Origin of the sequence: Salinimonas profundi (genome assembly GCF_014750655.1) — a bacterium.
Classification (GTDB): Bacteria; Pseudomonadota; Gammaproteobacteria; order Enterobacterales; family Alteromonadaceae; genus Alteromonas; species Alteromonas profundi_A.
In genome coordinates, this window is the sequence record NZ_JABBXD010000009.1 from 95,977 (window position 1) to 108,306 (window position 12,330).

The 12,330-nt window shown below is 48.8% G+C and carries 10 protein-coding genes; 4 read left to right on the plus strand and 6 right to left on the minus strand.

Going from position 1 to position 12,330, the window contains the following annotated elements; all coding sequences use genetic code 11:
• From bcsA to HHX48_RS14545, 5 genes are all read right to left on the minus strand, one after another.
• Positions 1 to 2,205 carry a UDP-forming cellulose synthase catalytic subunit gene (bcsA, locus tag HHX48_RS14525; protein ID WP_223858420.1) on the minus strand — a complete coding sequence of 735 codons (2,205 nt, stop codon included), beginning with the start codon at positions 2,203 to 2,205 and terminating at the stop codon, positions 1 to 3.
• Between the two features lies 1 nt (position 2,206).
• A complete protein-coding gene (locus HHX48_RS14530) occupies positions 2,207 to 2,692 on the minus strand; it encodes a hypothetical protein (protein WP_191026154.1) in 486 nt (161 codons plus the stop codon).
• A gap of 118 nt (positions 2,693 to 2,810) precedes the next feature.
• Complete coding sequence (locus HHX48_RS14535; protein ID WP_191026155.1) at positions 2,811 to 3,317, minus strand: YgjV family protein; 507 nt, start codon at positions 3,315 to 3,317, stop codon at positions 2,811 to 2,813.
• A gap of 27 nt (positions 3,318 to 3,344) precedes the next feature.
• The gene (locus HHX48_RS14540) at positions 3,345 to 4,070 is read right to left on the minus strand and encodes a tRNA1(Val) (adenine(37)-N6)-methyltransferase (RefSeq protein WP_191026156.1); all 726 of its coding nucleotides are present in this window, start codon (positions 4,068 to 4,070) and stop codon (positions 3,345 to 3,347) included.
• Positions 4,070 to 4,702, minus strand: coding sequence for an NAD(P)H-binding protein (locus tag HHX48_RS14545; protein ID WP_191026157.1), 633 nt, complete (start codon positions 4,700 to 4,702; stop codon positions 4,070 to 4,072). Before HHX48_RS14545 ends, HHX48_RS14540 begins: the two co-directional genes overlap by 1 nt.
• A gap of 57 nt (positions 4,703 to 4,759) precedes the next feature.
• On the opposite strand from HHX48_RS14545, the gene HHX48_RS14550 reads away from it, so the two are divergent.
• Both HHX48_RS14550 and HHX48_RS14555 read left to right on the plus strand, forming a co-directional pair.
• Positions 4,760 to 6,967 carry a S9 family peptidase gene (locus HHX48_RS14550; protein WP_191026158.1) on the plus strand — a complete coding sequence of 736 codons (2,208 nt, stop codon included), beginning with the start codon at positions 4,760 to 4,762 and terminating at the stop codon, positions 6,965 to 6,967.
• 230 nt (positions 6,968 to 7,197) lie between these two features.
• The gene (locus HHX48_RS14555) at positions 7,198 to 9,048 is read left to right on the plus strand and encodes a S8 family serine peptidase (protein ID WP_191026159.1); all 1,851 of its coding nucleotides are present in this window, start codon (positions 7,198 to 7,200) and stop codon (positions 9,046 to 9,048) included.
• Positions 9,049 to 9,094: 46 nt separating this feature from the next.
• Here HHX48_RS14555 and HHX48_RS14560 read toward each other — a convergent pair whose 3' ends face one another.
• Complete coding sequence (locus HHX48_RS14560) at positions 9,095 to 9,469, minus strand: PH domain-containing protein (protein ID WP_191026160.1); 375 nt, start codon at positions 9,467 to 9,469, stop codon at positions 9,095 to 9,097.
• A gap of 202 nt (positions 9,470 to 9,671) precedes the next feature.
• Between HHX48_RS14560 and HHX48_RS14565 the strand changes: the two genes are divergently transcribed.
• The gene (locus tag HHX48_RS14565) at positions 9,672 to 10,697 is read left to right on the plus strand and encodes a serine/threonine dehydratase (RefSeq protein WP_191026161.1); all 1,026 of its coding nucleotides are present in this window, start codon (positions 9,672 to 9,674) and stop codon (positions 10,695 to 10,697) included.
• Positions 10,681 to 12,330, plus strand: a complete 1,650-nt coding sequence (locus HHX48_RS14570) for an amidohydrolase (RefSeq protein ID WP_191026162.1) — start codon at positions 10,681 to 10,683, stop codon at positions 12,328 to 12,330. The genes HHX48_RS14565 and HHX48_RS14570 overlap by 17 nt, the downstream gene beginning before the upstream one ends.

The window sequence follows — 12,330 nt, forward strand, 5'->3', positions numbered from 1 at the left end:
TTATTCCTTAACTGCTTTTTCCTGGGCCCATATACGCTTTAACTGCATCCAGCCATGCTGGAGCACCGGTCTGAAACTTACATTCAATACATGTGTAAAGCCGTACCAATAGGAAACAGGCCGCATACGGCGACGCTGAAAACTTTGCCAGCGACGGCTGTCGCCCATGGTATAGGCAATAATATCGTCCCATATTTTATCTGATTCGCGAATAAAGCGGAATCGAACCATGCCGGTAGACGGGTCGTAGAACAATAGCTTACAGGGTAACACCACATTGCGTCCGGCTGACGCAGACCAGCTGATCAGCGACACATGTTCAGGCAGCTGCTGCCATTTCGCCTGTAACCTCACACGCGCTCCGCCCAGCGACATGTCGCTGACCTGTCCGACCCAGGCGCGGCCATCCTCCCCCTGTAATGTCACCTCATCACTGGCCGGAAGCCGGGACTGCTCACGCACCTGGCGTCGCTCAATTAACACGCCCAGCACACTGACAAGCAGGACCAGGTTAAATACATTCCAGAACAGCACCACAATAGTAAGGTCGCGGGTCAGAGTATCGCTAACCAGTTTTTCCAGACCCGCCACCGTTCCCGCCAGAGTCAGCGCAATTAAGGCATAAAACACACCGGATAACGGCGAGATAAAACTTTTTTCCAGACTCTTTCCTTTTGGCGTCACAATAAAAGAAGGGGCGGTACGATTGCGAAACACCTTGAGCAGGGCGCGAAAAGTAAACACACATTGCAGGATTTCGTACAGCTCAGAAACAAGTGGCCAGCGTGTTCGCCCGAATAAGAGTGTTGAAAGCTGATAGGTTGCAATAACATGCGGCAGGGTAAAAGCGATGATTTCAATTAATGACGCCCGGTATATCTGTAAACCAAACACCAGATAAGCCAGCGGCATAAATAAAAAAACAATGCGGGCAAAGGGAAACAGCCAGAATAAAATTGAGCTTAGGTAGCCAAAGCGCTGAAACCACGACAAGCCCTGCGCATTATGCGGCTTTTTCAGCAGCAGAATTTGCGTCATACCCTGTGCCCAGCGCATTCTTTGCTGAATAAAAGCATCCAGGGTTTCGGGCGCCAGACCACTTACCATCGGTCGGTTCACATACACTGACTCATAACCCAGGGCATGCAGGTCAAAGGCAGTTTCAGCATCCTCTGTGACCGACTGACCAGACAAGCCTTCTACCTGTGCCAGATGTGAACGGCGCAGTACCGCTGCAGAGCCGCAAAAAAACGAGGCATTCCAGAAATCCAGTCCACGCTGAATGGTCCCGTAAAACATATCATTTTCAGAAGGCATCCGCGTGAAGGCAGAAAAATAGTTTCGCTCGACCGGATCAGGATTGGCCATAAAATGCGGCGTTTGGACCAGAAAGGTTTTTGGATTGGATATCATCCATGGCACGGTGTAGTTAAGAAAATCAGCAGTAGGCACGTGATCAGCATCAAGAATGACCACCAGGTCACCTTGTGTTTCGCCCAGTGCATGATTAACGTTGCCCGCTTTTGCCCGTTCGTTTTTATCCCGGCTGATATAGCCGGCGCCCACACGACGACACAGTGCTTTAAGCGCTTTCGCCCGATGAATTGCTGCCTGCGCGGCCACTTCGTCGTTCTGAGTGCGCTTTTGCAGTGTGCCGCCGTCGTCCAACAGATAGACACGCAACTTATCTGCCGGATAATGCATTTGCCGCGCGGCACGCAGCGTCACTTCTACAATATCCTGAGGCTCATTATAAGAGGGAACCAAAATATCCACCGTGGGCAACGAGGCCGGGGGATATTCAGCGAGGGTCTTTTCCGGGCGCGTCAGTGGCGATACGTTAACCAGGCAGCTGATTATATGTGTGATACCAGCATAGATCTCTGCCAGAAAAAGCATCCACATAGCGATGAGTGAGATAACATCCGCCGTACCTAATGTATACAATCCGCGCCAGAGCAGATAGCGGACAGTAAGGGCAAGACCCACCAGCAGTGCGAACAGACGGAAGTAGTGGCGATAGCGATGAAAGTGTGTGGCTTCGCGCGCGCTGATATGAATTAACATGATCAGACTATAAGACGCCACAATTTGACCTGCCGAATCCATAGGGATTAGCAACGCGATACTTAATATTGTCAGACAGAACAGAAAGAAGACGTTAAAGCTAACAAAAGCACGCCTTCCTGCGTGGCTTTTTACCAAATCAGATGTCCGTAAATAACACCTTTGTCACTGCCGTGTACGTACTGCGATTAATAAGAACCAGCGCATCATCCTGGTATTCGACCTCATGATTGCTCTGATAAAACTTACGAGACAACTGATCGCGATGGCCACGGCACTCTTTGGAAAACCAGAGACATGCCGGTAACATGATGCAGCCCAACCCAATGATACTGACTTCTGCAATAAACACCCACGGCAAAACAACAGGCGCTGTGTAGAGTGAAAAACCTAACGTTAACGCGGCTAACACTATAAGGGTGAGGGAAAATGCGCGCAAGCGATTCGCCCTTTGCAGAGCAATTTCAGCCTTTAGTAGTAGTTGGAGTCGATGATTCCAGCGCCTTTCAAGCGCTTTACTGGTTGTCTGTCCATCATGCAGGCGCACACGCTCCCGCCTGAATAATGGCGTAACATTACTGGGCTTAACAGGTTGTGAGGAAGAAGAAGTGCCGTCCAGTTGCATTACGATAAACCTTAAATCGATCTATCGTAAGGGTAGGCAAGTCGGCGCTGCTCATAAATTACGCAAACGATACTCAGTTATAAATTTTAATACCTTTACACTGAATATCGCGTTCAGATTATTTGTCTTCCCGGTACAATTTGAGCACGATACTGGTGAGGTTACTGAGATTGAAAATCGTCCCGAAGACGCTTCCAACCAGTACAGCATATATCAGCCCAAGCGTCTCTGCCAATAAAAACCATTGGCGAATACGTTTAACATCTTCAATGACAATTGAGCCTACAGTAAAGATGAGCGACGAGGTGTAGGCAATAAAGATGACCGCATCGTGTTCAAGAACAAACCACTCAATAAGAAGAAAAATAATATTAAGCGCTACAAACAGATACAAGATAAACGTGCTGCGATATTTCAGTGCAACTATATTTCGGATACTGGCGATAAGGCACCCTACCCCGGCCGCCATGGCATCCAGCATAAAGAAATGTATGCTGACACATAACAAAGCGACCGCCGAAATAGCGCGGTAATGGTTCACCTCATTTTGTCGATAGCCGATAAAATTAAAGATGACCGCCAGTGCACCAAATCCTTCAGCAATAACCGTAGTCACAGATTCCATGTAAATACTCTCTGGGTATTATCAGGGCTAAAAGGCCAGATAAAAATCTTTGCACAACGCTTTGTAGTGGTCTGTGTACGAATTTTTTTCATCTCTTATAATCAATGTTTCTTTTCGTCTGCGGCCATGTTGCTTTGAAAATTCAAACGCGGAGACGTGAGACCGCCCGCCTTGCTTATTAAATACGGTCAACTCCCGGTCAAGCTGCCAGTCATGCTGCGTTGCATGCGCAATTATTATGTCGCGTTGTGATGTTGGATACAGGCAAGCGAGCCGGGCTGTTGATGACGTAACGTTTGTAGCGTGCATGAACAAATCCTGCGAAGACAGACAGCCCTGATGGCGGGCAGCCTGGCGCGATGCGCTTTGCGCAAGATGAGCCGCATTGCCTACATTGGTATCGCTGAAGTACGGCGGGTTACAGATTATCGTATCAATTGGTTGTGAAGGTGTCAGCGCGGCAAGTCCACAGTGCCTGACCTGTATTCTGTCTGACCAGGGACTGTTATCGGCATTTATCCGGGTTTGCACAATGGCATCCTGTGCGATATCAATGGCGAGTACTTGCGCATCGTCAGCACTGCGCTGACACATCATTAACGATAAAATACCGGAGCCGCACCCCACATCCAAAATCTGCTGAGCCCCCTTTGACGTCGCCCAGCTACCCAAAATCAGACTGTCGGTATTGACCTTCATCGCACAAAGATCATGCGCAATAAAAAACTGCTTACACTGAAATCCTCTGGCCATCAGGTGAATCGTTGCAACTGAATCATTTTGGTCGCCACCTCAGAGGCATAGGCAGGCCGGTACTTTTTAAACCGGCCGACCAGGAGCTTTCTAAGCAGCGGAGCCAGTTTCTGCCCCACGTCTTCTAATAAGCGGGACTCGTTACGTTCGCCCAGCAGCAGCGAAGGTCTGACCGCCACAGCATGCTGTAATTGCGGCATGCGCATAATGGCGTTTTCCAGCTCCCCTTTTACACGCAGGTAAAATTGACGGCTATTGGCGTTGGCCCCTACCGATGAAATCCATACAAAGCTTTTAACTCGCTGCGCACGGGCAAGCTGGGCAGCAATATGCACATATTCAAAGTCAACTTTTCTGAACGCCGCACGGCTTCCAGCAGCTTTAATGGTGGTACCTAAACAACAGTAAACATGGTCAACGCTGAAGTATCCCTGATAGTCCTGGAAATCAGAAAAATCGATAACGATGGGCGACAATTTTTTTTCCGGATCGTCAAAGTAGCGCTCGGGCAAGGGGCGGCGCACCAGACAGACAATAGATTCGTAGCGATTGTCTGCCAGCAGTTTTTTGACCAGCGCCTGTCCGACCAAACCGGTAGCGCCCAAGACTAAAGCGGTTTTATTGCCACTCACGTTATGTCATCCTGTATTGCATCAGATAACCATCCACAGCGTAAAGCGTAGATAATAATGAAAAAAGCGTTAATGATTGGAGCCATTATGCTCAGCAGCGCCGTTTCGGCCAACACGCTCACCATTGAGCGAATTTTTGAGTCACCGTCCCTGGACGGTAACGCCCCCCGTGATCTTAAAGTATCTCCTGATGGACAGCGAGTAACTTTTTTGAAAGGTAAAGCATCTGACTACGACCAGCTGGATTTGTGGGAATACCATGTTGCGTCAGGAAAGACGCAGATGCTGTTCGATTCGCAGGAACTGTTACCCGGTGATCAGGCCTTATCCGACGAGGAAAAAGCGCGACGCGAGAGAATGCGCCTGTCAGGCTCAGGGATCGTGAGTTATGAATGGTCTGCAGACGGCACTGCGCTGTTATTTCCGTTAGGCGGCGACGTGTACTACCACCGTTTGGGTGAAAAGGGAGCCCGGCAGCTTCTTGATACCGACACTTTCGAAACGGATATTAAACTGTCTCCGAAAGGCACATATATCTCATTTATCCGCGACCAGAACCTGTTTATTAAGAATATTTCGACCGGTGAAGAACGCGCCATCACCAAAGAAGGCGACGGTAACATCAAAATGGGCATGGCCGAATTTGTCGCGCAGGAAGAAATGGGCAGGATGACAGGCTACTGGTGGGCCCCGGATGAAAGTTATATTGCGTTTGCCAAAGTCGATGAAAGCCCGGTTGAGGTGATCACCCGGTCAGAAATCTACGCAGACGATATTAAGATGATTGAGCAGCGTTATCCTAAGGCTGGTACTGCCAATGTGAATATCGAGCTGGCCATAGAAAATATAAAAACCAAAGAACGCCAGTGGGTCGATTTAGGCAAAGAGAAAGACATTTATCTGGCGCGCGGGAAATGGATGCCGGATAGTCAGACTTTTACCTATCAATGGCAAAGCCGAGACCAGCAAAAACTGGAACTTCGCGCTTACAATGTGCAATCTGAATCACAGAAAACGCTGTTAACTGAGACCAGCGATACCTGGGTGAATCTGCACGATGATTTGCACTTTTTAAAGCAGTGTAATCAGTTTATCTGGGCATCTGAGAAAGACGGCTTTAAACATCTGTACCTGTTTGGTCAGGATGGCAAGCTGGCTCGCCAGTTAACCAGTGGCAATTGGGTCGTGGAAAAAGTACGCGCCATCGATGAAGATAAAGGTGTTATCTATTTTACTGGTCGTAAAGATACGCCACTGGAAAGCCATTTATATTCCGTCACGCTTGATGGTGGCGAAATCACCCGTATTTCCGAGCGCGAGGGTTTTCACGAGATAAACTTTGCCGCTGACGGCTCTATTTATGTCGATGAGTTCTCGACAGCAAACCGGCCTCCCCAGGTCAGCTTGCATGATGCCAGCGGCAAGCAGATTACCTGGCTGGAGGAAAACAAGCTGGATAACGACCATCCGCTGACGCCCTATCTTGATAGCTGGAACAAGCCAGAATTTGGTACGATTACGACCCCTGATGATGCCACGCTGTATTATCGATTATATAAACCTGAAGACACCAGCACCAAGCGTCCGGCGATTGTATTTTTATACGGCGGTCCACATGCACAGGTCGTGACCAATAAATGGGGCGGTAATCGCGGCTTGCTGATGCAATACTGGGTTGATCAAGGCTACGTTGTTTTCTCCATTGATAATCGCGGCTCTAACTATCGTGGTAAGGGATTTGAAGATCCTATCTACAAAAAGATGGGGACGGTTGAGGTAGACGATCAGGTAGAAGGCGTTAAATTCTTGCGCTCACTGGATTACGTTGATCCGCAGCGTATCGGTGTTCACGGCCACAGTTATGGCGGCTATATGACACTCATGACAATGTTCAAAGCAGGTGAATATTTCAAGGCAGGCGTGTCGGGTGCGCCGGTGACCGACTGGCGTCTGTACGATACGCACTATACGGAACGTTACATGGGCAATCCCACAAAGGATGATGATGCTTATACTAACTCTTCCGTGTTTCCGTATGCTGACGGGTTAAAAGGTCCGCTTTTGATTTATCACGGAATGGCTGACGATAACGTGTTATTCACCCACAGTACCCGCTTGTATAAACACTTACAGGATATGGCTAAGCCCTTTGAAACCATGGATTATCCGGGTAAAAAGCACAGTATCCGCGGTAAGCAGACAGGCACGCATTTGTACAAGACAATCACGAACTTCTTTAACAGAAACTTACACCCAGAGAAATAAACATTTCTCTTTTTGTTAAAAAAAGGCAAAGGCATCACAACCTTTGCCTTTTTTTTGTTCTAAACAATGCACTTATCATTACATTAGCTTTTTTCTACTTGCAAAGCGATCAAGAACTCCTTTATGTTGGTTATGGGATTCACCCATCGAAGTCATTCGGAAACACACAATAAGATTGGTTTAAACCGACACCCGTTTGACGCAATTCAACAAGTGAAGAAGAAAAATATATGTTTAATAAAACAATCAAACCCACCCTTGCAGCATCATTAGTTGCGCTTAGTTTTTCAGCTCTGGCAAATAATAGTGAAAGCGAAAGCCGCTATATCATCCAGGTTGATAATAACGGTAAGGGTATAGTAAAAGCGCTGGCCAGGCAGGCCGGTGGAGACATCAAGGTTGATGCAGACGGCTTCATTGCAGCTTCATTTTCCGGCAAGTCTCTCGCTGAGGTAAAAGGATTATTAAACAACCCTCATGTTAAATTGGTAGAACAGGATCAGGTTCGTCGTCCTATGGCATTGTACAATGACGATGCTGGCGATCCGTCCACAACACAAATTACGCCTTACGCAGTTTATCAGGCGCAGGCTGATCAGGTGACGTTCAATCCAAGTGCAGGCATGAAAGTCTGTGTTATCGACTCTGGTCTGGACAGCTCTAACTCTGACTTTGTCTGGTCTGCCATTACCGGTGACAACGATCCGGGCACAGGCAACTGGTATGACAATGGTGGCCCTCATGGTACCCACGTTGCTGGTACCATCGGTGCAGCAGACAACGGCTATGGTGTAGTAGGTATGGCACCTGGCGTTGATATGCACATTATCAAAGTATTCAACGAAAGCGGCTGGGGATACTCTTCAGATCTGGCTTATGCAGCACAAAAATGTTCACAAGCCGGCGCAAATATCATCAACATGAGTCTTGGTGGCGGCGGTGCTAACAGCACTGAAGAAAATGCCTTCATCGACTTTGTTCAAAATGGTGGTTTTGTTGTTGCCGCAGCGGGTAACGATGGCAACAATGTTCGTTCGTATCCAGCCGGTTACCCTGCGGTAATGATGATTGGTGCCAACGATGCCGATGATAACATTGCAGATTTTTCTCAGTATCCAAGCTGTGAATCAGGCCGTGGCAAGAACGTCACTTCTGATGAGACTATCTGTGTGGAAGCAACCGCTGGCGGCGTAGATACACTATCTACTTATCCTGCAGGTGGCGCGACAATGGCTTCACTGACGGCAGATGGCGCAGGCGTTGCGGCGTCTTCGATGGAAAACAGCGGTGATGCATCAGGCAGCACGTACTTTATGGGTATCGGTGACAGCGTTGATGCCAATGCTGCCGGTAAAGTCTGTGTAATCGACCGTGGTAGCATCAGCTTCTACGATAAGGTAAATAACTGTGAAAGCTCAGGTGGTATCGGTGCGGTTGTGATCAACAACGAACCGGGCATGCTATACGGCACGCTGGGTGAAACCAATGATACAACTATTCCTGCAGTAGGTGCGGCGTTTGAAGATCGTGATGCGCTACTTGCTGCAAGCACGATGGATATCAGCATCGGCGCCAGCGACTACGGCTTCATGAGCGGTACGTCTATGGCTACACCAGCAGTAGCAGGTGTTGCGGCACTGGTATGGTCTAACCATCCTCAGTGTACCGGTGAAGACATCCGTGGCGCGCTTAAAGCGACAGCACGTGATGCGGGCGCTGCTGGTAAAGATGTTTACTTCGGTCACGGTATCGTTCAGGCTGCTGACGCAAGTGCTTATCTGACAGCGAATGGCTGTTCAGGTGGTTCTGGCGGCGGTACAGGTGAAGAGCCTACCGGTGGTGATCTGACACTGTCTGCAACAGGCTATAAGTCTAAAGGCACACAGCTTGTAGACCTTGCCTGGGGTGATGCAACAACCAGCAATGTTGATGTTTATCGCAACGGCGCGGTAATCACTACAACAGCAAACGATGGTGCATATACTGACACAATCAACACCAAAGGTGGTGGTACTTATCAGTATCAGGTGTGTGAAGCATCAAGCACTGTATGTTCTGCAACAGTCACCGTTACTTTTTAAATAAAAAGGTAATGACAAAAAGGCCAGCGTTACGCTGGCCTTTTTTTTATCTGAACAGCTGGTTTGCCAGAGTATGCTGAACCCCGGCAGCGGCTTTTTTGTTCAGCTCAATAGTCACCGGCCCATCCTGACCCGATACCCACACCCGAAGCTCTGAGTCCATGTCAAAATGCCCCGCGGTTTCAACACTGAACTGCGTGATAGATTTGTAAGGAATGGAGTGATAATTAACTTTACGCCCGCTTATCCCCTGTTTATCAATAAGCACAATCCGGCTGGTAGTAAAGACGATAAGGTCCCGCACTAACCTGTAGGCAGTTGAAACGGATTCGTTATCAGCCAGCATCGGCGCCAGTTGCTCTTGCACATCATCAATGCTGACTTCACTGGCATTCCCCATCAGCGCATCTAGTAATCCCATTGGTCCCTTCCTTTTATTGGCAAACAAAGCTACGAATTACTACGAAACATTTTCCATAAACAGTCACACCAGAATTAAAACGTAACGTGTGGCGGGATCAGCGTTGCGGCACGTTAAGTTTACCTGGTAAAGCGGTAAGTCATTCGCTGCGCGACCCGTACAGTGTTATGGTAGGGTTATTATCCATTTATATTTTTACTCTATGAATCAACCCACTTTTGACGATGTACTGAATGCCGCCAGGCGCATTCAGGGAAAAGTGCATAAAACGCCCTTGTTCGAATCAGCGCTTCTTAATAAATGGTTGGGACACCGAATTATTTTTAAAGCCGAATGTCTGCAGAAAATAGGCGCTTTTAAGTTGCGGGGCGCAGTGAATGTGCTGGCTCACCATGCTCAGTGCGGTACGCTGCCGCAACGTGTGGTTGCCAACAGTTCAGGCAATCACGCACAAGCCGTTGCCTATGCAGCATCACTTTATAATATCCCGGTGACTATCTTTGCAGCCAAAAGTATTTCCCCCATCAAGGCGGCGGCGACAAAAAGCTATGGCGCAGAACTGAAGCTGTATGATATCCGACCCGAGGCCGACGAGGCGGTCGCAGAAGCGTCGCAAGTACCCGGAACACTCTGGATACCTCCCTTTAATGACAAAGATGTGATTGCCGGACAGGGCACTGCTGCGCTTGAAGCGATTGAACAGGCTGGTACCGTAGATGCTGTTTTTGCGCCCTGCGGCGGTGGTGGACTGCTAAGCGGTAGTTTTCTGGCCACACGAGGAATGTTGCCCAACGCCAAGGTCATTGGTGCTGAGCCTGCTAATGCTAATGATGCCGCAAAGTCTTTGCAAAGTGGAATCATAGAAACACTTTCCGGCCCTGCCCAAACACTGGCAGATGGTGCCGCCACGCCCAGTGTCGGTGAGCATACCTTTGCTTTTTTGCAGGAACTTGATGATTTTTATGAAGTTGATGAAATTCAGATTGCCTACTGGACGCAATGGCTACAACATTTGTTAAAACTTCACATTGAGCCTACCAGCGCCATGACGATGGCAGCGGTTGCGGCATGGGCCGTCGAGAACAAGACACCTAAAACCGCGTTGGTTATGTTATCTGGCGGTAATATCAGCGCCACCAGTATGCAGAAAATTTGGCAACAGGATTACCTGTTACAGCCGCCCATGATATGTCCTGAGGAAGAACCACACCATGAGCAAACTCTATAAAAAACTGTCTTTAGCTGTAGCCTTAGTTATAGGTACATCCCCGGTATTGGCAGATACATTGTTGATAAAGAATGTAAAGGGATACACCCTTGATGAAAGCGGTGAAATAGTAAAATTTCAGGCTATGGCGGTGGACGACGGTAAGATTGCAGGTCTGAACCCTGATACAACACAGCAGTATGACCGCACTGTCGATGGCGGCGGGAAAACCCTGTTGCCCGGTATGATTGATGCGCATGGTCACTTACTGGGCCTGGGCAGTAACCTGCTGGAAGTTGATTTGCGGGATACCAGCAGTGTTCAGCAAGCAGTATCAAAAGTTGCTGAATATGCATTGGCAAATCCAGCCGGCGAATGGATCACAGGACGCGGCTGGAATCAGGAGTTGTGGTCAGATCGCGCCTATCCGCGAGCCAGTGATCTCGATACGAAAATTGATGATCGGCCGGTATGGCTTACCCGTGTCGATGGTCATGCAGGTTGGGCCAACAGCCGGGGCTTAGAACTGGCCGGCATCGACAAGGATACCCAGTCCCCGAAGGGTGGGCAGATTGTTAAGGATGAGCAAGGCAATCCTACAGGCGTACTGATAGATAACGCGATGGGTTTGCTCGATAAACATATTCCGGAAACTGGCAATGAGCAGCTGAATGCGCAGCTTGATGCTGCAGGTGAGCACTTACTATCTAACGGTGTGACAGCGATGCATGATGCCGGCATTCCCCATTCCGTTTATGACTTTTATTTACGACGCGCGGTTGAACAAACACTGCCAGTGCGTATTTATGCCATGATAAGCGCCACCGACGACCAGCTGGAAACGATGCTGGAAAATGGCCCAATCCGTGATGCTGATGACTTTTTATTTATTAACAGCGTCAAAGCCTACGGTGACGGCGCGCTGGGCAGCCGTGGTGCTGCGCTGCTTGAACCTTATAGCGATGCGCCCCATCAAAAAGGGTTAATGGTAACCCAGCCTGAAGACTTTCCTGATCTGTTCAATCAGGTCATCAATGCTGGCTTTCAGCTAAACTTTCACGCCATCGGCGACCGCGCGAACCGACTGGCGCTTGACCAGTTCGAGGCCACGTTCAAAAAGCATGGCGGACAATCTTTGCGAAATCGTATCGAGCATGCTCAGGTCGTTGCCCCGTCAGATTTAGCGCGCTTTTCTTCACTGCAGGTACTGCCGTCAATGCAGCCTACCCATGCCACCAGTGATAAAAATATGGCTGAAGACCGTATCGGGGAAGACCGCATGGAGGGCGCTTATGCCTGGCAATCATTGCTTAAATCAGGAATTGCCGTGCCTTTGGGTTCTGATTTTCCGGTCGAACTGGCCAACCCGTTTTATGGGATCCATGCCGCTGTTACCCGACAGGATCGCGATAACAACCCGGTAAAAGGCTGGTATGCACATGAGGCATTAAGTCTTAAACAGGCATTTAAAGGCTTCACGCTGGATGCCGCTTATGCTGCGCATATGGAAGATAGTCTGGGTACGCTGACGCCAGGCAAGTGGGCAGATTTCATCATCGTTGATCAGGATATCTTTTCTGTTAAGCCTGAAGCGCTATGGAAAACGTCTGTAGAGCAAACCTGGGTGGCCGGAGAGAAGGTCTTTGAGAAGTAA

Coding starts and splice junctions, on each gene's coding strand:
- HHX48_RS14530 (WP_191026154.1), bottom strand. CDS start 2,692: ATGCAACTGGACGGCACTTCTTCTTCCTCACAACCTGTTAAGCCCAGT.
- HHX48_RS14535 (WP_191026155.1), bottom strand. CDS start 3,317: ATGGAATCTGTGACTACGGTTATTGCTGAAGGATTTGGTGCACTGGCG.
- HHX48_RS14540 (WP_191026156.1), bottom strand. CDS start 4,070: ATGGCCAGAGGATTTCAGTGTAAGCAGTTTTTTATTGCGCATGATCTT.
- HHX48_RS14550 (WP_191026158.1), top strand. CDS start 4,760: ATGAAAAAAGCGTTAATGATTGGAGCCATTATGCTCAGCAGCGCCGTT.
- HHX48_RS14555 (WP_191026159.1), top strand. CDS start 7,198: ATGTTTAATAAAACAATCAAACCCACCCTTGCAGCATCATTAGTTGCG.
- HHX48_RS14560 (WP_191026160.1), bottom strand. CDS start 9,469: ATGGGATTACTAGATGCGCTGATGGGGAATGCCAGTGAAGTCAGCATT.
- HHX48_RS14565 (WP_191026161.1), top strand. CDS start 9,672: ATGAATCAACCCACTTTTGACGATGTACTGAATGCCGCCAGGCGCATT.
- HHX48_RS14570 (WP_191026162.1), top strand. CDS start 10,681: ATGAGCAAACTCTATAAAAAACTGTCTTTAGCTGTAGCCTTAGTTATA.